This is a genomic window from Methanosalsum zhilinae DSM 4017, from assembly GCF_000217995.1.
In the GTDB taxonomy this organism is placed as follows: Archaea; Halobacteriota; Methanosarcinia; order Methanosarcinales; family Methanosarcinaceae; genus Methanosalsum; species Methanosalsum zhilinae.
Map to the genome: position 1 here is coordinate 733,365 of NC_015676.1, position 22,650 is coordinate 756,014.

At 38.1% G+C, this 22,650-nt stretch carries 19 protein-coding genes and 1 tRNA gene; 10 read left to right on the forward strand and 10 right to left on the reverse strand.

From position 1 onward, the window contains the following. Positions 1 to 68: 68 nt before the first annotated feature. The 5 genes from MZHIL_RS10190 to MZHIL_RS03435 form a co-directional block, all read right to left on the reverse strand. Positions 69 to 2,321, reverse strand: a complete 2,253-nt coding sequence (locus MZHIL_RS10190; RefSeq protein ID WP_013897976.1) for an ATP-binding protein — start codon at positions 2,319 to 2,321, stop codon at positions 69 to 71. A gap of 265 nt (positions 2,322 to 2,586) precedes the next feature. Then, the gene (locus MZHIL_RS03420; RefSeq protein ID WP_048815462.1) at positions 2,587 to 3,579 is read right to left on the reverse strand and encodes a lysylphosphatidylglycerol synthase transmembrane domain-containing protein; all 993 of its coding nucleotides are present in this window, start codon (positions 3,577 to 3,579) and stop codon (positions 2,587 to 2,589) included. Next, entirely contained in the window at positions 3,515 to 4,084 is a 570-nt protein-coding gene (locus MZHIL_RS03425) for a class I SAM-dependent methyltransferase (protein ID WP_048815463.1), read from the reverse strand. The genes MZHIL_RS03420 and MZHIL_RS03425 overlap by 65 nt, the downstream gene beginning before the upstream one ends. A 99-nt stretch (positions 4,085 to 4,183) precedes the next feature. Next, a complete protein-coding gene (locus MZHIL_RS03430; RefSeq protein WP_013897979.1) occupies positions 4,184 to 5,947 on the reverse strand; it encodes a ferrous iron transporter B in 1,764 nt (587 codons plus the stop codon). Continuing rightward, entirely contained in the window at positions 5,948 to 6,163 is a 216-nt protein-coding gene (locus tag MZHIL_RS03435; RefSeq protein ID WP_013897980.1) for a FeoA family protein, read from the reverse strand. A gap of 272 nt (positions 6,164 to 6,435) precedes the next feature. On the opposite strand from MZHIL_RS03435, the gene MZHIL_RS03440 reads away from it, so the two are divergent. Next, the gene (locus tag MZHIL_RS03440; protein ID WP_013897981.1) at positions 6,436 to 7,956 is read left to right on the forward strand and encodes an AMP phosphorylase; all 1,521 of its coding nucleotides are present in this window, start codon (positions 6,436 to 6,438) and stop codon (positions 7,954 to 7,956) included. Positions 7,957 to 8,024: 68 nt separating this feature from the next. Then, entirely contained in the window at positions 8,025 to 8,564 is a 540-nt protein-coding gene (locus tag MZHIL_RS03445) for a tRNA (cytidine(56)-2'-O)-methyltransferase (RefSeq protein ID WP_013897982.1), read from the forward strand. An 18-nt stretch (positions 8,565 to 8,582) separates the two neighbouring features. Here MZHIL_RS03445 and MZHIL_RS03450 read toward each other — a convergent pair whose 3' ends face one another. Next, positions 8,583 to 9,389 (reverse strand): Nif3-like dinuclear metal center hexameric protein, encoded by an 807-nt coding sequence (locus MZHIL_RS03450; protein ID WP_013897983.1) that lies wholly within the window; start codon positions 9,387 to 9,389, stop codon positions 8,583 to 8,585. Between the two features lie 426 nt (positions 9,390 to 9,815). On the opposite strand from MZHIL_RS03450, the gene MZHIL_RS03455 reads away from it, so the two are divergent. From MZHIL_RS03455 to engB, 3 genes are all read left to right on the forward strand, one after another. After that, entirely contained in the window at positions 9,816 to 11,384 is a 1,569-nt protein-coding gene (locus MZHIL_RS03455) for a COG1361 family protein (protein ID WP_013897984.1), read from the forward strand. A gap of 231 nt (positions 11,385 to 11,615) precedes the next feature. Then, on the forward strand, positions 11,616 to 12,614 hold the full coding sequence (locus MZHIL_RS03460; protein WP_048815625.1) for a DHHA1 domain-containing protein: 999 nt from the start codon (positions 11,616 to 11,618) through the stop codon (positions 12,612 to 12,614). After that, positions 12,604 to 13,236, forward strand: coding sequence for a GTP-binding protein EngB (gene engB, locus MZHIL_RS03465; RefSeq protein WP_245527561.1), 633 nt, complete (start codon positions 12,604 to 12,606; stop codon positions 13,234 to 13,236). The genes MZHIL_RS03460 and engB overlap by 11 nt, the downstream gene beginning before the upstream one ends. A 19-nt stretch (positions 13,237 to 13,255) precedes the next feature. Here the strand turns inward: engB and MZHIL_RS03470 are convergent, their stop codons facing one another. The 3 genes from MZHIL_RS03470 to MZHIL_RS03480 are packed head-to-tail and all read right to left on the reverse strand — an operon-like array spanning position 13,256 to position 15,474. After that, on the reverse strand, positions 13,256 to 13,879 hold the full coding sequence (locus MZHIL_RS03470; protein WP_013897987.1) for a TatD family nuclease-associated radical SAM protein: 624 nt from the start codon (positions 13,877 to 13,879) through the stop codon (positions 13,256 to 13,258). 21 nt (positions 13,880 to 13,900) lie between these two features. Continuing rightward, positions 13,901 to 14,284, reverse strand: coding sequence for a gamma-glutamylcyclotransferase family protein (locus MZHIL_RS03475; RefSeq protein WP_013897988.1), 384 nt, complete (start codon positions 14,282 to 14,284; stop codon positions 13,901 to 13,903). Beyond that, on the reverse strand, positions 14,284 to 15,474 hold the full coding sequence (locus MZHIL_RS03480) for a geranylgeranyl reductase family protein (RefSeq protein ID WP_013897989.1): 1,191 nt from the start codon (positions 15,472 to 15,474) through the stop codon (positions 14,284 to 14,286). Before MZHIL_RS03480 ends, MZHIL_RS03475 begins: the two co-directional genes overlap by 1 nt. A gap of 162 nt (positions 15,475 to 15,636) precedes the next feature. On the opposite strand from MZHIL_RS03480, the gene MZHIL_RS03485 reads away from it, so the two are divergent. The 5 genes from MZHIL_RS03485 to MZHIL_RS03505 all read left to right on the forward strand — a co-directional run bounded on the left by MZHIL_RS03485 (position 15,637) and on the right by MZHIL_RS03505 (position 21,656). Beyond that, positions 15,637 to 17,346 (forward strand): ATP-dependent DNA ligase, encoded by a 1,710-nt coding sequence (locus tag MZHIL_RS03485; RefSeq protein WP_013897990.1) that lies wholly within the window; start codon positions 15,637 to 15,639, stop codon positions 17,344 to 17,346. Continuing rightward, positions 17,343 to 19,064, forward strand: a complete 1,722-nt coding sequence (polX, locus tag MZHIL_RS03490; protein WP_013897991.1) for a DNA polymerase/3'-5' exonuclease PolX — start codon at positions 17,343 to 17,345, stop codon at positions 19,062 to 19,064. Before MZHIL_RS03485 ends, polX begins: the two co-directional genes overlap by 4 nt. A gap of 122 nt (positions 19,065 to 19,186) precedes the next feature. Then, positions 19,187 to 20,467, forward strand: coding sequence for a diaminopimelate decarboxylase (gene lysA / locus MZHIL_RS03495; RefSeq protein WP_013897992.1), 1,281 nt, complete (start codon positions 19,187 to 19,189; stop codon positions 20,465 to 20,467). 214 nt (positions 20,468 to 20,681) lie between these two features. Next, the gene (locus tag MZHIL_RS03500; protein ID WP_013897993.1) at positions 20,682 to 21,395 is read left to right on the forward strand and encodes an FKBP-type peptidyl-prolyl cis-trans isomerase; all 714 of its coding nucleotides are present in this window, start codon (positions 20,682 to 20,684) and stop codon (positions 21,393 to 21,395) included. 173 nt (positions 21,396 to 21,568) lie between these two features. Further along, positions 21,569 to 21,656: transfer RNA gene (locus MZHIL_RS03505), tRNA-Ser, on the forward strand. A 313-nt stretch (positions 21,657 to 21,969) separates the two neighbouring features. On the opposite strand, the gene MZHIL_RS03510 is transcribed toward MZHIL_RS03505, so the two are convergent. Then, the gene (locus MZHIL_RS03510; protein ID WP_013897994.1) at positions 21,970 to 22,596 is read right to left on the reverse strand and encodes a MarC family protein; all 627 of its coding nucleotides are present in this window, start codon (positions 22,594 to 22,596) and stop codon (positions 21,970 to 21,972) included. Positions 22,597 to 22,650: the final 54 nt, after the last annotated feature.

Consider the following 22,650-nt stretch of genomic DNA (forward strand, 5'->3'; position numbering starts at 1 on the left):
CTATGATCTGTAAATTTAAATTCGTGTCTGATATCTGGAAGTGAATATTTTTTAATCATGTATAGCGACTAATTATCATCTTCTGCTTTTTTTAGTGTAATCCAGAACACACATCCTGGGCCTTCGGGGTTATCTTCCACACCACCCTCTTCTCCATGAAGATCCATTATCCTCTTGACAATGGCCAGGCCAAGACCGGATCCTTTTACCGAACCTTTTTCAACTCTGGTAAAACGATTGAAAATATCTTTTTTTGCCTCATCAGGAATCCCTTTGCCAAAATCAGTTATTTTTATTTTCCATCTCTTTTCTTCATCAGATATGTCAATAATTATCTTACCTTTTTCAGGACTGTATTTTATGGCATTTGAAAGAAGGTTTGAAAATACATCTTCTATTATTGGATTTGACATTGCATAGCACTTATTGGGTATTCTGAGATCAATCTCGATTTCATTTTCATCGATCTGATCCGCATAACTTTGAAGCACATTTCTCATTATTGAACATATATTAGTATATTCAAGTTCTATTTGCTTTGTATCCTCAAGTTTTGCTATCTTGGCAGCAAGTTCTATCATAGTAATTAGCTTCTCACTGTTGTGTTCTATCATGCTTAATGTATGAGCCTTTTCTTCATCCGTCTCCTTTTCCTGCAAAAATTCTGTAAGGCCTTTTATCACAGTTGTTGGGTTCAGGAGATCATGATGCATGATATCTATAAACAGATCTTTAAGTTCATTTGAATGTCTGAGTTCCTCTGCCATCTTTTTATCACTTACATCAACGATGACTCCAACTACGCCGTCATGCTTTCCGGTATTACTCTCAAAAATAGATTTACTAATAATAACATTATGATTTAATCCGTCTGGATACCTGAGGGTTGATTCAAATTTATGAATCCCATCTTCAGGGAGGGCACTTATATTATTTTCATATTTTTCCGTATTGAGGTGTTCTGGAAAAATTTCGTTTACTGCTTCACCTATGATCTCTTCTCTGTCAACACTCATTACCTTCTCAAATTCAGTATTGCATCCAAGTAACAGATTCTCTCTACTTGTGTAATATATCGGGGCTGGAATTGCATCCATCACCTCCTGCAGGAAATGAAGACTCTCATCTTTCAATGCGTTTGATTTTTCCAGATCCTGTGAGTATTCCTGGAGAGTATTCAGGATTTCATTCAGTCCCCGGGGAATTTCATAAAAATCAATGTCTACATCTGTATCAGCCCTGGCACTAAGATTGCCCTTGAGCACATCGTCAGATATTCTTTTAAAGTCAGTGACAATTCTGTTTATGGATCCTGCAACTGAGTCTGCTGTCATATAAGCTATCATCCCCATAAAGACGATAGCTATAAGTGATATTTTGATCAACTCTCTTTTGATCTCATCAACGCCAGCAAGCATTTCATCTTTTGGAACAACCAGAATGAATGAGAAATTGCCTGTCTGTATAGGTTCATAAAATATTATTGAATCCATTTGATTAACAGGATCCTTTGAAACTACATATCCGCTTTTTCCTGTATGTATATCTTCTGCAATTTCCAAACATTTTTCATTTTCCAGATCACAGAGGCTGATATTACCTATCCATTCTTTATTCACAGGGTGTGTAAGCAGAGTCCCCCTGCTATCTGTCATCAGTGCATAACCGCTATTAAAAGGTTTGATATCGCTTACAACCTCATCTATATATCTCAGTGAAACATCTATGCCGGCAACACCTACAAAATCTCCATTTTTAAATATTGGGGAGACGAAGCTTACAATAAACACTCCTTCATAATAGTAGGCATCTGTTATTATACTCTGCTCCAGTCTTTTTGGAGCCTGGTAGTAGTCTTCTGTTTCATAGTCAACAAGCGGCTCCAGTTTTATATCCCCGTCAATTCTGTTCCAGTAGGGTATGAACCTTCCTGTTGAATCATGACCTTCAGAATTAATATATTTGTGATCTTTTCCATCAAAGGCATCTGGTTCATAAGCCACAAATACAGCAAGGATATCTGGATGATCTTCAAGTATCTTTTTTAGAATCAAATTTGTTTTTTCTCTGCTTGGGTTTTCATATGCTGACATCGTACCTGCAAGCACATGTGGTATTGCAGCATTTTCTCTCATATCAGCGTTGAACTGACTGGCGAACTTTTCTGTCATTTCAACAGATTGCTTATATGCAATGCTTTCTTCTCTTGATGTGACTGTGGAGACAATTACTGTTGTAGTGACAGTCATTATTAAAACAATGCTAATAACGATATACACAATGAGCTTTTTTCTTAATGGTACATCCAGCAATTGTCTCATGATATTATCCTGTGAATTTTGTTATTCACTGCAATTTATGACATTATATATATAGATAATTATAATTTACAGTTAAAATTTTAGTATTTATCATATCTTAACATACTATAGATATAATTTATAGATGACCGAATTTTATATAACACTTGTTAAAAAATATATTTGTATATATAACAATTTAAGTTGATTAAATTACTTTAGATGTTGGTTTTATCAAAAAAGAAGTACGAATTGTTTGTTAAATAAATAATTTCATATAGGAATTTCACCAGTTAGGTTCATTACCATCCGGCTGACGATAATCTGCAACTTTTTTTATGGCCAGGTATAGTGTGCTTAATAGGAATGCAAACCAGTAAGTTGTAAATCTTAAGACCAGAGCAAAGGTTATGGCAAGAGAAGATGCAATCCCCATTGAACTCAACAGAACCAAAATGCTTCCTTCAAAGGTCCCGATTCCTCCGGGAGATACTGGAACCATTGCTATCATGTATGAAAGTATTGTTACAGTAAAGATTGCAGCAACTCCAAGATCAATATTTATTGCATCTGCAAGCAAATATGCCTTTACTCCAAACAGTCCCCAGATGATAAATGATAGTGTCAGCAATACCGGAATATATGAGTTTTTATTTTTCAGTATTCTGACCGAATCTCTAAAATCACTTAAATTATTTGAGATCCTGACTTTGATTGTATTTTTCACTGGGAATTTTTCAGTAAATCGAATCATTGCTTCAGGAAACATAACTATCAGAGAAAATGATGTAAAAATTCCCAGAAACAGAATAAAAGCTCCTGTAAATATATACATGCTCTCAGTTTGCTTATCACCATAGAAGATAATCCATCCAAGTGATGCTAGGCAAAGGGTCATAAATGGAAAGAGGCTGATTATTTTCTGGATACAGATAATAGCTGTGGCATCTGAGCCGGATATATTCCATCTTGAACGCATGAGTAATACCTTTGTCAGTTCTCCTCCGGCTTTTAATGCTGGTGTTATGCTTTCAACAACGGTACCTGCCATATTAACATCCAGTACCTGGGAATAACTGATATCTCTGTTCAGTTTTCTTGTGATTATGTGCCACTGACTGCTGATAAGTCCAATTGTTATACACTGGAGAAGACAGAGTAAAATTACGATCTGTATGTTAACAGACCTGATATCTGATATAGTATTGGAAAGATCAGCAATCCAGAGCGTTGCGATCAGAGCTGATAGGCCAATCAGATACAATATTACATTTTTCATCCTTTACTCCCATTTCATTTTTAACCAGCAGTACAGTATTTTTCATTGTGCAGTTTATACATTTGAGGTTCTGACCTAAACAGTCTGCATTGCTACTGCAAAAATCGGTTTCTATGCCATATAATATATGGCTAAAAATTATCTTTGTTCTTCTCATCAGTATTCTGGTATGTGGTGTTATCCGGTGACAGATATTTGCAAGCACTTTTTCCTTTGGGTAAACCTGAAGAGCTATATGTACCAGAGAATATCTGTGCGCACTGACATTTTCTCCGTCTGCCTGAATCACCTGTATCCTATTGTTCAGATGTAGTCTGCTTACAACTTTTCTGGAAATTTCTACAGCTTCCGGATCGTTGTCCACAACAGTTACCTGCGCACCCGTCTGCTCAGCTATTTCAATTGCTGTACAGGGAAAGGGTCCTCCACCAATACATAAAATATGATCATTCTGGGATATGGTAGCAATTGCTATTTCTTTTGCGACCAGTCTTTTGTAGTACATCCGGTAGATCTTACTAAATATATGACTTTTAGTCGCTATTTCTTCTATTTTTTTTGTTATGGCTGGAATCATATCTATCGTTTTATGGTTTTAGAAAAATTACTGGAATCCAAGCAACCTTGCTATCTGGTTGAATAGACCGGCTAATGTGAATGCAATAATTGTGGTAAATCCTATTACGTAGATGGATAGTCTCAGGTTGAACTCTTTAATTATGATCGCCATTACAGTGACACATGGCAAATAGAATAGAGCGACCAGAGACCCCACAATAAGCTGCAGTGTTGTTAGTTCAAGCTCCAGCAGTGGCAATACTCCCAGCTCTCTTCTAACTATTCCAAGCATCAATGCAAGACTTGCTTCCTTTGGAAGGCCAAGCCATCCCTCAACAAGTGGTTTTAGGAGATCTCCTATAACCAGCAGCAATCCTGTTTCTACAAGTACGGCTGCAAACAGTATTCCCAGTATCATGGGAATCTCTGCTTCCAGCAGGAACTGCTTTATCCTGATAACTATTTTCTGAGAAAGTGCACTCATAGATGGTTTCAGCAGGTTTGGAACTTCCATTAACATTGGATCGGTCTCACCTGGTATCACTCTGTTCAATATAAATCCCGCAACCAGAATTGCCACAAACGAAACCATATATACAAATACCAGTGCAAGGATCGACTGGTCTCCCAGAAGAGCGATGAATGCACCACTCTGTGCAGTACAGGGTACTGCCAGTGCAACAAGGGATGTTATCATAAGACGCTGCTTCTGGCTGGTTGCGGCCCTTGTTCCAAGTATGGCCGGGACTGCACATCCATATCCCATTACCATTGGGACAACATTACTTCCAAGCATTCCGATTTTGCGAAGAACACTGTCCAATAATATTCCCAGTCTAGGAAGATACCCACTATCCTCTAAAAATGAAATGACAACATAAAATAGTGTGACATATGGCAGTATAAGGAAAAAAGGCCATTCAATTCCTTTTATCAGTACACCGTATTCTCCTACCAGTAAGTTGAATACTATTCCTTCAGGAATAAAATATGCTACCAGGGAAGTTACTGCTGGAATATAATAGTTATCCAGTATTGGAAGGAGCAAAAGTGCTCTAAGGCCCTGTCCACCTCCGACAACAAAAAGCATTGAAAAAGTCAGGATGATAAGTGCCAGAGGCAAGCCGGGAAAGGGCTGTACCAGTGCATCTCCCAGTTTATCCCAGAATGTCGGATGCCTGTGTTCTACCACCTGCACATTTTCAGCAATCCTTCCAACTTCCTGCCATCTCTCATCATGTGACATCTGAACCGGCTTTATTGCAATCGGCTCCCTGAGAGCAACGTCCCATGCTCTGTCAAGAAGATCTTTCAGTCCAATATTGCGTGGAGCAATAGTCGGGATTACCGGTGCTTCCAGCTCCTCTTCAAGTTTTTTTACATCAATTGATATACCTTTATTCTCAGCAACATCGATCAGATTAAGTGCATATATTACAGGCACATCTTTATGTTTTATCTGAAGGGCAAGGTTGAGGTTTCTCTCAAGGTTTGTTGCATCAAGTACACAGATAATTACATTTGCACCCTCTTCAAGAAAATTAACCGCAACCTGTTCAGCAGGGGATGTTGCTTCCAGGGAATATGTTCCGGGAACGTCAATCAGGGTAGCGTTTTTACTTCGATAGCTTATACTTCCTGCTGTATAACTTACTGTAGTTCCTGCATAGTTTGCAGTCAAAACATCCATACCGGTTAATTTGGAAAAAATCACACTTTTTCCAACATTTGGGTTACCCATCAACAGAATTTTAATATCATCTGGTGCACTGGGCGGAAGTTTTCTGGAACCGGTATTATGACAACGCACTCAGTGCACCTCTTTTATGATAATTTGCTCAGCTATCTTTTTATCTATTGCAACACACCGTGTTCCAATCTGTACAACCAGTGGTCCTCCAAAGAACTGTCTGGATCTGATGGATACCTTTGATCCTTTTCTAAGTCCAAGTGAGTTAAGAAGGTTGATGTCCGGCAGGTTTTCAATTATACAGGGTTTGTCATTTTCGTAGCTGGCAAGATACATATCAGATTTCTCCACTAATATTTCATTAACCTATATTATCTAGAGTGGGTTAATATAATTAATGGTACTTAAGGATTTTCGTATACCCGAATTTTTAATAAGTTGATACCTGACAGTCTAAATTATTTCTTGAGAATGTGCCCGAGATATCTCTTCAGGAAGTACCCATATTATCTGATGGCTTAGTGAATTCAACCAATCTCACCTATATTCGGGCTAAACCTATTTATTGTATCGTACTAATGTTGAATATATACAAAGTGGTGTAATAAATGCAATTAAAAGTTCAGCCAATTGATATCAAAGTAGGAAAATATAAAGTAGTTCTCAATTCAATAGATGCAAAGGAGCTTGGTGTCATTGAAGGAGATCGTGTAAGAGTTAGAAATCATGAATCTTTGACTGCAATTGTTGATTTTACGGAGGATATGATTCCTCCGGGTATGATCGGTGTCTACCATGAACTGCAGCAGAAGCTCAATAAACAGTGGACTGAAACAGTGGAAGTAACTCCTGCTTCCCGTCCAAAATCTGCCCGACTTATTAGAAAGATAATGGACAGACAGATTTTGACAAAAGATGAGATATATGAGATCGTAAGGGGAATTGTTGATGAGAGCCTTAGTGATATTGAACTGTCAGCATTTATTACCAGTACCTACATAAACGACCTTACTGATGATGAAACTGAATGGTTGACAAGAGCTATGATAGATACCGGGGAAAAAATAGAGTTTGACTCTCATCCAATAATGGATAAGCATTCAATTGGAGGTGTTCCAGGGAACAAAATATCTCTGCTGATCGTTCCTATTGTAGCTGCGAATGGATTACTGATCCCTAAGACCAGCTCCCGTGCTATAACAGGCGCGGGTGGCACTGCAGATTTGATGGAAGTACTGGCACCAGTGGACTTTAGTGCATCTGAAATAAAAGAGATGACTGAAAAGGTTGGTGGAGTACTTGTCTGGGGTGGTGGGACAAACATTGCTCCTGCAGATGATAAATTGATCAAGATTGAATATCCGCTCAAAGTTGATCCCCATTCCCAGCTGCTTGCTTCCATAATGGCAAAAAAAGGTGCAGTAGGTGCTGATCATGTTGTAATGGATATCCCGATGGGTGCCGGTACCAAGATTCCTGATATCAAAACCGGAAGAAAACTATCCAGGGACCTGATAAACCTTGGTGAAAGACTGGGGATGACAGTAGAATGTGCACTGACCTATGGTTCTTCACCTGTAGGTCGAACTGTAGGCCCTGCACTTGAGGTACGAGAGGCCTTCAGGGTGCTGGAATCTATGGAAGGTCCAAACAGCCTGATTGAGAAGAGTACAGTGATTGCAGGAATGATGCTGGAGATGGGTGGTATTGCTGGTAAAGGTAATGGACAGGAACTTGCAATGGAAACCCTCAAAAATGGAAAAGCCCTTGAAAAAATGAAACAGATAATAGAAGTTCAGGGGGGAGATCCTGGGGTCACTTCTGCGGACATAATAATAGGGGAACATTCCATTCAGCTTTTTGCACCCACAAATGGATATATTCTGGAATTTGACAATAAGAGGATTGTGGAGATTGCAAGAATAGCCGGTGCTCCGGCAGATAAAGGAGCAGGTGTTGTAATCCACAAAAAACGTGGTGAACCGGTAAAGAAAAATGAACCCGTCCTGACTATTTATTCCGAAAAGAAATGGAAACTGGATAATGCTATCAAGAGTGCACAACTAAATCTCCCAATTGTTGTCGAAGGAATGCTGATCGAACGAGTCCCCACTTACAGGGAACTTTAATTATGCTGATCTTAGAATAAAAGGATCACAGATGCAGTAAAATATGATCATTGTTTTCTATGTAGACCATGAAAAGAATAATTGTTATGAGATTGGGTCACCGTCCAGAGAGAGATAAGAGGATCACAACACATGTAGGGCTTGTGGCAAGAGCATTTGGATCAGATGGAATCCTGCTTGCTTCAAATGATCCCGGTATTGAGAAAAGTATAGATGATGTGACTGACAGGTGGGGTGGCGGTTTTTTTTTCAGGAACAATGTGAACTGGAAGCATGAGATAAAAAAGTGGAAGAAAGAAGGTGGATATGTGTGTCATCTATCGATGTACGGGATAAATCTGCCCGATGTGGTGGAGGAAATAAAACCCTGCGACAAGCTGATGATTGTTGTAGGTGCTGAAAAGGTTCCTCCTGAGATATATGAAATGGCGGACTGGAATGTAGCTGTGGGAAATCAGCCTCATTCTGAGGTTGCTGCCCTGGCAATAACACTGGACCGAATCTCTGATACTGATCCTCTCAAAAAAAAATTTGAAGACTCCAGATTGGAAATAATGCCAATGGATCGTGGTAAAAAAGTGATCGAGAATACGGATCTTGATAAGTAAAAATTATCAGGATATTCCTTATTCTGTAAATCTTATGAATGGATTGTGGTCTATGAATTCGATATCTATATCTATTTTTTCTTTGAGCTTTGAACTCAGTTCCTTCATTGCAGGATTTTCTGTTGCATAATGGGTAGCATCGATCAACACCATGTCTTCATATTCACGGATCACACTATGTTTGAGTTCTCCTGAAATAACTGCATCAACGTTCTTCTCTCTAGCCACTTGAATGTATGGTTCTTTAAATCCACTGCCTGCAATGGTCATTACCCTTTTAATATCTTCCCGTTCTCCGACATACTGAATGGGAGTATCAAGACACTTGGAAACATGCTTTGCAAGGGAGATAGATGAGGATCGTGGAATTGTTCCAATCCGTCCCATATCTAATTTTTCGATATGTGTAAGTCCTAGCTTTTTTGCAAGAACATCATTTACTCCACCCTCTGCTTTATCGTAATTTGTGTGCATCACATAAATGGATATTTCATTTTCCAGTGCTATCCTGATTTTTTCTGCAAGTGCTTCTTTTATTGATGTAATGGGAGTGAATATTGGTGTATGATGGACTATAAGCAGGTCTGCTTCAATCTCAGCAGCCCTTTTGAGGACGTAATCGGTTGCATCTAACGAGACTGCAATTTTATTTATTTCATTTCCCAGATCAATTACCGGTCCAATTTTTCCGTGATCAAAATCCTCTGCCAGTTCAGAAGGTGCGATTTTCTCGAGTATATGGGATATTTCGGATAGTTTCATGAACAGGACTTCGATCTGTATCAATATCAATTTATCGGATACAGAGTCATCCTGTATCCTCATTTAGCGTCAAATCCGCCGGAAATAAATCGGTATAATTCCAGTTCTTCTTTATTCAGGTTCTTTTTCTGTATTGTGACGGACCTGCATAGGATTATTTTCATTATACATTCGCTATTATTCCGCAATTTTGTACATCTTCTGTATATTATCGAGCTGGTCATGGTCTATGAATCATTGCCTTCTGTTAATAATATCTGGTTTACATCTAATTTCAGATAATACATATGTAATGATCAAAATATATATTTTATGTGTATATTATATAGATAATATATATTAGGATTCTATAATTTTTAAATTCAGATAGTAATGATGCTACAGATAATGCAGTTAAAAATGTTTATTTACATGAACCTTTAATATGTAAGATAGATCAGGATCATATATTCCGACTTGCTTTGTTCAATAATAAGGTCAGTGACTCTCATGTTCAAAAAAATTTCATATTTGCTGATATTTTTATTTGCAATTGGTGTTTTTCTGTCACCTGCTACTGCATCTTCAGATGTGGAATGGACTTCCAGCATAGACTCTAAGAAACTTTACTGGGGAGATTCTGTAGAACATAAAGATTATACTGTAAGGGCACAGGACTTCAATAAAGATGGGTATGTCCACATATCAATATATATGGATGGACAATTGAAGACAGAGGCTCCTCTTCGTGTTGGTGATTCTATAGAACATGGAGATGAAATTCGTGTCTATGTAAAGGAAGTGAAGACCAACATAGATTCATGGTCCGGTGAAATGAAGGATCCCTATGCAGATGTTCAGATCTTCAGGAGAGGACTCCCTGAACTTGAAATAAATATCAAGCCAGATAGGGATACATATGATCCTAAAAAAGCATCTGAGTCTTCAATTACTGCAACAGTTGTTGTGAAAAATACAGGAAATGCAAAGGCAGAAGATGTTCGGCTCGCTCTTGACATTGATGGTCTTGAATTGATTGAAGGTGATCTGGATCACTCATTTACAGAAATACTCAAAGGTAAATCCAGTGACCCGGTAACAATAAAGATGAAAACTCCTCATATATGGGACAGTCAAACTTTCAATTTACATGCCAGAGCAACCGGCTTTGATATAAAAGGACAGACGTATGATAAGGAAACGAAAAAATCCGTAACGGTTGAAAAAAAATGGGACCTTAAGGTCACTAAATTAGTTACTGGGGATATCTATATTGATGAGGTGGCACACGCTACAGTAATGCTCAGAAACAGTGGTCTGGTAGATATTAACTCTATTGAGGTGTCTGACAGTATTCATAACAATTTCATACCCGAAAAAGATGTATCCTTAAATAAGACTCTATCTCTAAAGCCAGGAGAAAGTATTACTCTATTCAAATATTCCATGACCCCGAAAAAACCTGGAAAATATAATCTTCCTCAGGTAAAAACATCTTTTACTTCACCGGAGAACAAAAAATATCAGGTATCTTCAGACAAGCCAGAAGTTAAAGTTAATGGTCCTTACATTATTCTAAATAAAGAGGCTAATCCCTCCAAATCTTTGATCTCGGAAGAGATCACGATAACTTTAAAAATAAATAATATAGGTAATGTTGATGCAAGTGTCAATGTATACGATCATGTTCCTGAAAATAGCACGTTAATTTCGGGTGATACAAAATTCAGTGACGTTGTTAAAAAAGATTCCTCCACAAGCTTTAACTACAGGATAAAGATGGATCAGGCAGGTGAAATGGAACTGCCTCCTGCGGAGTCTTCTTATGTGGACATGAGTGGATACCGATCAGTTACAGAATCCAATAGACCTTTAATCAATATATATTCTGAAGGTATGCCGGATTCTGCAGCTAATGTCCAGGAAGATGCAAATAACCGGAATAATAAAGAATCATTAGATCAGGACGGGACATCTTCATCTGAAGATGAAAAAGTTCAGCCCGGTTTTGAAATACTGATCTCAATTATCTCTCTGGCTGCAATTTATGTCATGTTTTGCAAAAAGGATGGGATATGATTTAAATCACTTACCACAGAATTTTTTTATTTAATGAAAGCTTTTGACTGTGTGATTACACTGAAATAAATAAAGCAGAAGTTTGTTTCTTTGACTATAAATCATTGATCAGCACAATCAATTGAATTTTTATATGCAACATAGCTGAATATTGTATTTGAGAAACCTTTTAAATAAACGGGGGCTAATTTTTAGCAGTGACATTGAATTTTAGAGATGGAAATGATAGGTATGAAAAGTAAAACCCAAAGAGAAAAACCTACTATTATTTTTACTCATGGAGATTCTGATGGAATTTGTGCAGGTGCCATTGCAAAAAACGCATATGAAGAAAGTGATGTTTATTTTACCAGTCCTGTGAATCTTCTGGATAAACTGAATAACATGGCTGATGGATATGATAACATAGTTATATGTGATATTGCGGTTGATGAACGTACCCAGGCTGGTCTTATGGATCGTCTTAATGACCTCTCCAGGCACAGCAAGGTGATTTATATTGATCATCATCCTCTTCCGTATGATGAATGGGGTTCTGACTGGTTTTATCATGATACCGGATCCTGTGCTTCAGAACTTACCTATAGGTCTTTGAAGGAAATGCTTGGTCGGGACATAAGAAGAATTGCAATATATGGTGCAATTGGTGATTTTTCTGACAATACAGACACTATACGTCAATGGTCCAAGGACTGGGATAAGAGGACCCTATATTTTCAGGCTGGAACACTGATACAGGCAGTTACATTTGTGGGTAGGGACTACAATTTGAAACGGAAGATACTGAATACTTTATCAACAGATGTCATACCTTCTGAAATCCCGGAGCTGCTGGATTTTGCAAAAAGGGCCTCTGTTCTTGAAGAAGAGCTCAGGCTTCACATAAAAAAGAATGTGTTAAGCCTTTCAAACATTTCGTATATAGTAAATGCGAACGGCTATATGTCAAAAGCAGCGATATATGCAGCAGCATACGGAAGAAAATCAGTGGGTATTTCTGCAGAACATCGATCCAGAAAGGATGTGTTTGATCTAAGTATCCGCTCCAGAGGAAATGTTGATGTGAATCGTATTACACGTAAAGCTTCCAGAAAAGTAGGTGGAACCGGTGGTGGTCATCCTATGGCAGCCGGTGCAAGGATTCCTGAAAAAAAGCTGGAAATTTTTTTAAGAATATTTGATGATATGGTTGAAGAGTACTCTCAGGAGATCGATGATCGTGAAAAATGACAATCACGATAGCTCTGAAAAACTCAATGAGATTATTTTTGCAGGAAGATCTAATGTAGGTAAATCATCAATAATTCGTATAATTACCGGAAAAAAGGTAAAGGTAGGCAAAAGGCCAGGCGTTACTCTAAAACCTACAAGTATTCAGTATCCTGATTTCCTTATTACAGATATGCCTGGATTTGGATTTATGAGTGGTGTAAAGGAACGAAAACAGGACATTGTAAAAGATAAGATCATTAAATATATTGAAACGAACACTTCAAGAATTAAGCTGGCAGTTCTGGTTGTTGATGGCTCTTCATTTAATGAAATAGTTGAAAGATGGAATTCCCGGGGTCAGATTCCGATAGATATTGAAATGTTTGACTTTCTAAATGAAATATCTATTCCAGTGATAATTGCAATTAATAAGGCTGATAAGATAGATCCTGATCGTATGGATGATGTAATTGATGATATTGTTGAGAAATTTGGTCTTCTTCCTCCATGGCGCCAGTGGATCGACCAGGTAGCTGTTATAAGTGCCAAAAAAAATGCGATTGAACCATTAACAAAGCTTATTCGAAATAGATTGCAGGCATGTGGCAGGAATGATCTCATAAAGCATCTCAGATACTGATCTTTGAGTGAGAATAGTATTATCTAACATAAAAATCAGCTCCCATTTGCTCTGCTATTTGCTGGCATTTTTCTACATTTACTTCTGGCATACCTACTACCGTTACCCGTGTTTTTATATCCGCAGCAATTGCTTTTTTTACAAATTCAAGCATAGCACTATATGCATTTTTGTGATAGGGTCTGCATAAACGATTGTAGAGATCTTCTGATTCTGCGTTCATACTGACGGATACCTCATCAAGTCCCGAATCCTTCAATTCGGAGACCACATCTCTGTGAGGATATAATAGTTCTGCATGGCCGTTTGTATCCAGCCGTACATAGAGTCCTTTTTTCTTTAACCATGAGATCAAATGGAGGAGATCATCCAGTCTGGTGGTCGGCTCTCCAAAACCTGTGAAAACAATTTCTCTGTATGCTGAAAGATTGTGTTTTTCAAGTTCATTCACTATTTCATCAACTGATGGCTCTTCAGAAAGGTTCAGATTGTAACCATAGACTCCATTAGAAAGATCACGAATACAGAAAGTACATTCTGCAGTACACCTGTTGGTAATGTTCAGGTAAAGATTGCCATGGGCAGGATAGGTGATGACCCCTTTTTCATTATTTGTATCTGTAATTATTTTTTTTGAATTCATGCTGTGCTCAAATATATCAGGTCAAAAATGTTTATTTACTTGTTTTGTCCATTTACCACTGGTAACTATATAGTATTTATCATTATATATATCAGTCTCAAGAAAATACATCCAGGCTCTTATATTGCATGACAGATCAACCATTTTCCTTACAAAAAAGGGTTTTTCCAATTCATCTAGCATTTTCAGGATTTCTGAATCTATTCTGTATAATTCTCCCTTGATATTTGATGCCGTAATTCCTGAACTATCAAATTTGGCAGTTTCTATCACGCCTGGGAACTGGCCAAGATCCATCATTATGTATTTTTCTTCTGTTTGGGTAGAATGGATGTACTCTGCATTTTTAAGAAGGTAATGGTTTGGGTAGTTTCTCTTAAGGGTACCATATACAAGAACATACATTATTTGAGCCCTATATTTAAGTTGATCAAGGTCTTTTTCACAGATTCAGGTAATTTACCACATTGAATTGCTTTCATATGTTCAGAAGATATCATCCGGATGGATGCAGACATCATTGAATCCGAACGCATAAGATTATCCATCAACTTTCTGATGTAGACCGCTGTTTTGATCTCAAGCCCCATCTGTTCCTTCCATCTGTTCTCATATTCGGTCAGCTGAGATGAACCATTGATTGAATCCACCGCAGTCTCGCCTGCAATTTTTCCACCTATCATTGATGTAGGAATGCCTCCACCATTTGTTGCAATCAACTGACCGGCTGCATCTCCTGCCAGAAGAATGTTATCTTCTGCTGTTTTTCCCACAGCTCCACCAACAGGTACAAGTCCGGCAACCACGGAAACGATTGCTCCTCTACTGAGCTTTTTTCCAGCTACTGGATGATTGTACATGAAATGATTGAGGTAATCTCTGAAGCTCATCCCTTTTTTGCACATAGGCCTGCGGATACCAATACCTATATTCGCACTATTTCTTTCCTGTGGAATTATCCATGCATAGCCACCCGGAACATAATCCTTTCCAAAATACATTTCAACAGCTTCTCTATCAACATCAACTCCTGTGAGCTCATATTCAATAGCTGTCGCCATTTCCATTGGGTCATGATCTCTGACCATATTTTTAATTTTTCCAACAGTTGTATTTGGCCCATCTGCTCCAATAATCACATCAGAGTTTATTGAAAACTTACCAAAGACACCATCGGCTTCAACACAATTTCCCTTTATATCGGTAACATTTGTTCCAACAAGAACCTTTGCACCTGCCTTTGCCGCTTCTTCAACAAGGAACTTATCAAATCTCCTTCTGTCAATTACTGATGCATTAACTTCAAATCCTTTAGAATTTCCATCGGGTGCAATGAATCTCTGGTAATCTGTGGTTTTACGTACACATTCAGATGGATATTTTTTAAGAGTATAGGGGATTTCTGCGTTTGGAACAAGCTCCTGGAGTACATCATAACAGGGAAGGAATCCACCACATTGCAATGGGACTCCAATATCCTTCTTTCTGTCGACAAGAAGTACAGAAGCACCTTTTTTTGCGGCATATGTAGCGGCAGTTGCTCCTGCCGGTCCAGCGCCGACAACTATAATGTCGTATGAATCCTCGATTATCATCTTTTTTCTTCCTTTATCATAATTATACTAAATGGTTATGATACCCTGTGAACCTACTCTGGATATGAAGAACTCAAATAGCAATTAACAAATTAGTTATTATACAATAAACAACAATATTTGAATGGGTAATATACTGGGTAAATGTTATAAGGTTATATTGTGGCTTCGTTAAAGGAACTTGTGGAACTATATGTGGAAATGGAAAATACGTCTTCCCATAAAAAGATTGTAGGATTACTTACATCTTTCTTTAGGTCGCTAGATCCAGATGATGTAAGAACTGCTGCCTATCTTGTCCTTGGTACTGTAGGGCCGGAGTATGAAGATACTGAACTAGGCATCAGAGAAAAACTGGCAATAAGATCCATAGCAGATGCATTTGGTATATCCCGGCAGAAGGTGGAAAAAACATATTCTGATACTGGTGATCTCGGTGATGCCGCTTTTGAGTTCAGCAGCAATAAAAATAGCGATCTTACCATCAGAGATGTAATGGACTGTCTTACACAGATAAAAAACACTTCCGGAGAAGGAAGTCAGCAGAAAAAGATCGAATTGCTGGCTGAGATTCTTGCCCGGGCGTCTGCTATGGAAGCAAAATACATTATGAGAATAACTCTTGGAGAACTTAGGCTTGGTTTTGGAGAGCAGTTTGTTCTCAGTGCTCTTGCAATGGCCTTTACCGGAGATGATAAAAACACTGTCTATTTGGAGGAGGCATACAATGTATGCACTGATATAGGACAACTGGCAGAATCTGTTTCAGAATATGGACTGGCATCAATAAAGCGATTTTCAGTAAAGATCGGCAGACCTGTCAGATCCATGCTTGCCAAACGGGTTGATAAATTTGAAAATCTTAATGATAAATTTCCTGAACAGATGGCAGCTGAAGAAAAATACGATGGAGAAAGAATTCAGGTCCATATTATAAATGAGAACATACAGATTTTTTCACGTAGACTTGATAATATAACCGATCAATTTCCAGATGTCGTGGATGCTGTTAAAAAACATATAAAGGCAGAAAAGGCTGTACTGGATGGTGAAGTGATAGCATTCAGGAATGAGAATATAAACTCCTTTCAGGAATTGATGCAGAGGCGCAGAAAGTATGATGTTGAAGAATATGTAGATAAGGTTCCTGTTGTTGCTTATATGTTTGATATTATCTATCTAAATGGAAAATCATACCTGAAGGTTCCCTATCCACACAGAAGAACAGCACTTGAAGAACATCTGGAAGAAAATGAAAAAATCAGATTGGTTGAAAGAACTGTAAGTGCGGATTTTAATGAAATAAGAAGCTTCTTTGATAGATGTATTGATAAGGGACTTGAAGGAATCATAATCAAATCAGTTGCAGATAATTCCTTCTATCAGCCAGGAAAGCGTGGATGGCTATGGGTGAAATGGAAAAAAGAGTATGCAGAGGATGTTAGAGACACATTTGATCTAATAATAGTTGGTTTTTATTCCGGAAAAGGGAAAAGACAAGGTCTGTTTGGATCTCTTTTATGCGCTGTTTTGAATAAAGAAAAAAACCAGTATGAAACATTTACCAGGGTAGGTACAGGATTTACTGATCAGGATCTTGAAGAGATCAGTGAGTTGCTGAATAAAAAGAAAATCAAAAAAAAACCACCAAATCTGGTTGTTGAAAAAGAGATGGTGCCTGATAGCTATATTGATCCGTCGGTAGTTATAGAGGTCCTTGGATCACAGGTCACTGAAAGCCCTCATCATACAGCAGGTAAGAATAAATCTGATAAAGGATACGCACTAAGATTTCCTAGATTTCTGAGAATGCGGTATGATAAAGGACCTCTGGATGTAACTACTATAGAGGAGGTCAGAAACCTGCTATGAAGAATAGGGAACTTGCAAACACTTTCTATGAAATTGCTGACCTTCTGGAGCTGGAAAATGTGCAATGGAAGCCTGCAGCATACCGTAAAGCAGCTAGAGGCATAGAAAATCTCACAGAAGATATTTCTGACATCTATGAAAGAGAAGGTACAGAAGGCCTGAAATCGATTACTGGAATTGGATCCAATATCTGCACTCATATTGTTGAATACCTGAAAACAGGGAAAATAGAAAAGTTCGAAAAACTGAAAAAACAATCCATGTCAGGAGCAAGTGAACTCATTGAAATAGAGGGACTTGGCCCAAAGACTATACGGAAACTGCATGACGAACTGGACATAAAATCAATTTCTGATCTTAGAGATGCAATATTAAAGCATAAGATACAGGAACTTGAAGGCATGGGTGAAAAGACTGAACAGAATCTTCTGGAAGCTATCAGAAATTTTGAAAAAAGTCATGAAAGAATGCAGATAGATGTAGCCATAGAGACTGCTGAGGATGTTATCTCTTATTTGAAAGAGCAAAACAAACCTGATATCATAAATTATGCCGGTTCTCTTAGAAGGATGAAAGAGACAATTGGAGACATTGATGTACTTGCTGTGACTGATAACTCTGAAGAATTGATAGAATCCTTTGTAAATATGGAGGATATTGAGCGCATAGTTTCAAAAGGTAGAACCAGGAGTACAGTTGTCCTCAAAAATGGCGTAAGTGTTGATATCAGGGTAATCAAAAACGAGTCTTATGGATCCGCAATGCAGTACTTTACGGGTTCCAAACAGCACAATATAGAATTGAGGAACATTGCTCTGGAAAAGGGATATAAGTTATCTGAATACGGTTTATTTGAAAAGGAGTCCGGTAAAAAAATTGAGGGTAGAAGTGAAGAGAGAATTTATGGTACTCTGGGTCTGGCATTCATTCCGCCACCACTAAGAGAAAACAGGAGTGAATTTGAAGCCGCAAAATATGATAATGTTCCGGATCTGATTGAGGTTGGTGATTTAAGAGGAGATCTTCATATACATACAGATTTCAGTGAAGGAGTGGATAGTATTGAATCCATGGTTTCTATGGCTGAAGAAATTGGATACGATTATATTGCTATCACCGATCATTCAAGATCACGCAAGGTAGCAAACGGCCTGAGCATTGACGAATTAAAAGATCAGTGGAAGCAGATAGATGATCTATCTGGAAAATATAGTATAAAGATCCTGAAAGGATCTGAGGTTGATATCCTTCCTGATGGGAACCTGGACTATCCAGATAACATACTGGACAAGCTTGATATTGTGGTGGGAGCTATCCATTCCGGATTTAAGTATCCTGAAAGTAAAATGACCCGTAGGATTATTTCTGCAATGGAAAGCGAACATTTGAATATACTTGCGCATCCATCCGGACGCCTGATTGGAAAGAGAGAAGGTTATAAAGCGGATTTTGATTCTGTTTTTGAAGCTGCTGCCAGAAACAACAAGATACTTGAGATCAACAGCCAGCCAAAGCGCCTTGATCTGAATGACTCAATGATCATCCGTGCGAAAAAAACCGGTGTAAAATTTTGTATAAACAGTGATGCTCACGGCTCATCTCAAATGGAACATGTGCGCTACGGTACCGGCCAGGCAAAAAGAGGGTGGCTTACGGCAGATGATGTTGTAAATACATATACATACAATAAGCTGATGAAAACATTTGATAATAGTTGAGTATGTAGCCGAAACCAGATAATTTTTTAATTGAAATCAGATATAGATAATGACTAATAGCATTATATTGATTATAAGATGGATTTGACAGAATAATATATGGAAGTAAGGTGCAACAAAATATGTTTACGATAAAGAATCATTTGGAAATAGAAGACGGTCAGCTAACAATTGGAGGAATTCCTGCAGTAGAAATTGTAAAACAGTACGGCTCACCTGTATACGTTTCAAACGAAAGCAGGATACGTGATAACTTCAGACGATATAAAGACGCATTTCCTGATGCTGATCTTTATTATGCTGCCAAGGCTAACTCCAATCTGACCCTGTTTAAGATCATGGCATCAGAAGGAGCAGGTGCGGATGTATTCTCTGACGGGGAACTTTATCTGGCACTGATGGCCGGTATTCCCAGAGATAAGATACTCTTTAATGGGAATTCCAAATCTGACCGGGAACTGCTAATGGCTGTAAAGACAGGAGTTCGTGTATCACTTGATTCAATTGATGAACTGAGAACATTATCCAGGATTGCAAAGAAAGAGAAGAAAATAGTAGATGTTTCATTTAGGGTAAATCCTGATGTATCCCCACAGACCCATCCCAAGATCTCAACCGGGCTTAAAGCATCCAAGTTTGGAATTCCTCATGAGGAAGCAGTTCATGCTTATAAAGAGGCACTTGATCTGCCAGGAGTAAATCCAATTGGTATACACTGTCACATAGGATCACAAATTCTGGAAATATCTCCCTTTTCAGAAGCCATGAACAAAATGATGGATCTTGTTGAGCAGATATCACGCCTTGGTGTGGATGTTAAGTTCGTGGATATGGGCTCAGGTCTTGGAATTCCATATGAGAAAGGTAAGGCAGTTCCTTCACCAAAAGACCTGGCAGACCTGATTCTTCCAATATTCAAGAGTCGTTGCAGGGATGAAGGTATCAGTCCGAAACTTATTCTTGAACCCGGACGTTATATAATGGGAGACTCCACACTATTACTGACAACAGTAAATACCATGAAAGAAGCTGCAAAGAAATTCGTAGGTGTGGATGCAGGTTTTAATCTTCTTATAAGGCCTGCCATGTATGATTCTTATCACCTTGCTGTGGTTGCAAACAAAGCTGATAAAAAGCCGGAAGAAATCTATAGCATTGTAGGTCCAATATGTGAATCCGGGGATATTCTGGCCCATGACCGTGAGCTGCCAAGGATTGAAAAAGGTGACATCATTGCATTCTTTGATGCTGGTGCATATGGATTTTCAATGAGCTCTCAGTATAATGGGCGGACAAGATGTGCAGAGTTGCTGATCAATGATGGAATGATTGACGTGATCCGAAAAGCAGAATCATATGATGACCTTCTGGCAAATCAGCTGGTGCCATCCAGATTCCTGTAAATTTGGCTTTATGTCCTTTCTTCGTTAAACCTAAAGTTTAACGGTACTTATTTTTCATTTTTTAAAAGTTCCTTTATGTGTCACTCTGTGCGAATCCAAAAAGTTATTAAGGCAGAAACATATTAAGCAAGGCTGACCTCTGGAATATTTTAGATACAGCAATAAATAACAATTTGATAAATATAATTAAGTAATGATTGACGGGTTGATTTAATTGAATGTGGAAAAAGGAGATTTTATAAAGATATCTTATACCGGAAAGTTCGATGATGGTCAAATATTTGATACTACCAACGAAGATATTGCAAAAGAACATCAGATATACAATCCACGGGGACTTTATGGTGGAGATGTGATTATTGTAGGTGCCGGGCACACTATTAGAGGTCTTGATGAAGAACTTGTAGGCAAGGAGGTTGGATATTCCGGAGAGGTTTCAATTCCTCCTGAAAAAGCATTTGGAGAACATGATCCCAAAATGGTGGAAGCCTATTCAATCTCAAAGTTTAAGGACAAGAATGTCCAGCCTGGTATGCAGGTGGAAGTTGAAGGCAAGCGTGGTGTTGTTGTACAGGTTATAGGACGCCGTGCACGTGTTGATTTTAATCATCCTCTTGCAGGTAAGGAAGTTACCTATGAGTATACCATAGAAAATAAGATAGAAGATATACCTGAACAGATTAAAGGACTTCTGGCGCTTTATACTGGCATTCCTGATATAGAAGTAGAAATGGATGGCATGAGAGGAAGGATCATCACTCCTCCTGAGATAACTTTCAATCAACGCTGGCTTATGTCTAAGGGTCGGATCGCAGAAGAAATTCTGGAAAATACCAGTGTTGAAGAAATTGAATATGTAGAAAAGTATTCAAAACAGAAAGAAGAGGAAAATTTAGAAGCAGAATCTGAAGAAACTTCTGCTGAATAAATAAGTTCCTATTCCTGGGTAACAAGCAGAAAATAATTTTTCGTTTCTGCTCTGTTATCTTTTAATCTTAATAAACAGATAGTACATGTATAAATCGATTTCAGGCACAACTTATTAATACATGGAATTGCATTGAAGAATCGCTGTCTATACTATTTGATTAGTATCAATGTGCTGAGGTAGCCAAGCGGCCTACGGCGCCGGTCTTGAAAACCGGTGGTGCAACGCACTACGTGAGTTCAAATCTCACCCTCAGCGCCATTACCTTATCCTAATTTTACAATTTACAAATTTGGCTATATTCTATACTATCTTCATTTATGAGTAATGTATTAAATATGTGAGATATATATTTTAAAAATTTTTACCAGGATTATTGGTCTGCTGTAAAAAAAAAGATTGAGGAAATTTCTGCTCCCGCCAATGGCAACATTTTGGAAAATTAATAGTAGTAGGCAGATAGTAAGGAGATGCAGCGGGAGCAAAGCATTGGACAATTTAAGATTGGTTTTTCATCAATATAAATCAATCAATTTCCCTGTCATGTATTATCTAAATGGGTAATATATTCATCTCATAAAGATGTATATATGTTCCATATACCTCTTGATATCATATCTACCGCAATGGCTGCCAGAAACAGCCCAAGAATTCTGATAATCACAGCCATTCCTGTATAACCTATCCATCGGTGAATCCTTCTGGAAAAAAGCAATGCAATCAATGCAATTGCAAAAGTAAGAGCAATTGCTATTATTAAAATGACTCTGTAAAATATATCAGTATTTCCGGAAAGGACAATTACAGTGGTGATTGTTCCAGGACCGACCAGCATAGGCATTGCGATTGGAAATATCCAGATATCTTCCCGTGAATGTGCCACATCAACCTCTTTTTCAGTAACACTTTCCCTGGAGATCTTTGCCTGGATCATATCAAATGCTATGGTGAACAGAAGTATTCCACCTGCAACCCTTAGTGAATCAACACTTATTCCAAATAAGTTCAGTATGGCTTCACCGGATATTGCAAAGAACACGGCAATCAAGAACGCAAGAATTACTGCGTGTTTGGCTATTGTGTTCTTCTGTGAGACTGTCATTTCATTAGTAAGAGAAATAAATATCACGACAGCTCCGATTGGACTTACAATTACAAACAGTGATATGAAAGCAAATATGAAAAATGCAACTGGGTCCATAGAATATCCATATTGAGCTTAAACTATTAAAGTAACACTGACATTATTTTTCAT

What these genes read in the sequence shown, in the direction of transcription:
- MZHIL_RS03445 (WP_013897982.1), top strand. Translation starts at nt 8,025, where the DNA reads ATGAAAAGAATAATTGTTATGAGATTGGGTCACCGTCCAGAGAGAGAT.
- polX (WP_013897991.1), top strand. Translation starts at nt 17,343, where the DNA reads ATGAAGAATAGGGAACTTGCAAACACTTTCTATGAAATTGCTGACCTT.
- MZHIL_RS03455 (WP_013897984.1), top strand. Translation starts at nt 9,816, where the DNA reads ATGTTCAAAAAAATTTCATATTTGCTGATATTTTTATTTGCAATTGGT.
- MZHIL_RS03460 (WP_048815625.1), top strand. Translation starts at nt 11,616, where the DNA reads ATGAAAAGTAAAACCCAAAGAGAAAAACCTACTATTATTTTTACTCAT.
- MZHIL_RS03425 (WP_048815463.1), bottom strand. Translation starts at nt 4,084, where the DNA reads ATGTACTACAAAAGACTGGTCGCAAAAGAAATAGCAATTGCTACCATA.
- MZHIL_RS03440 (WP_013897981.1), top strand. Translation starts at nt 6,436, where the DNA reads ATGCAATTAAAAGTTCAGCCAATTGATATCAAAGTAGGAAAATATAAA.
- MZHIL_RS03435 (WP_013897980.1), bottom strand. Translation starts at nt 6,163, where the DNA reads ATGTATCTTGCCAGCTACGAAAATGACAAACCCTGTATAATTGAAAAC.
- MZHIL_RS03470 (WP_013897987.1), bottom strand. Translation starts at nt 13,879, where the DNA reads ATGAATTCAAAAAAAATAATTACAGATACAAATAATGAAAAAGGGGTC.
- MZHIL_RS03420 (WP_048815462.1), bottom strand. Translation starts at nt 3,579, where the DNA reads ATGAAAAATGTAATATTGTATCTGATTGGCCTATCAGCTCTGATCGCA.
- MZHIL_RS03475 (WP_013897988.1), bottom strand. Translation starts at nt 14,284, where the DNA reads ATGTATGTTCTTGTATATGGTACCCTTAAGAGAAACTACCCAAACCAT.
- MZHIL_RS10190 (WP_013897976.1), bottom strand. Translation starts at nt 2,321, where the DNA reads ATGAGACAATTGCTGGATGTACCATTAAGAAAAAAGCTCATTGTGTAT.
- MZHIL_RS03480 (WP_013897989.1), bottom strand. Translation starts at nt 15,474, where the DNA reads ATGATAATCGAGGATTCATACGACATTATAGTTGTCGGCGCTGGACCG.
- MZHIL_RS03450 (WP_013897983.1), bottom strand. Translation starts at nt 9,389, where the DNA reads ATGAGGATACAGGATGACTCTGTATCCGATAAATTGATATTGATACAG.
- lysA (WP_013897992.1), top strand. Translation starts at nt 19,187, where the DNA reads ATGTTTACGATAAAGAATCATTTGGAAATAGAAGACGGTCAGCTAACA.
- MZHIL_RS03510 (WP_013897994.1), bottom strand. Translation starts at nt 22,596, where the DNA reads ATGGACCCAGTTGCATTTTTCATATTTGCTTTCATATCACTGTTTGTA.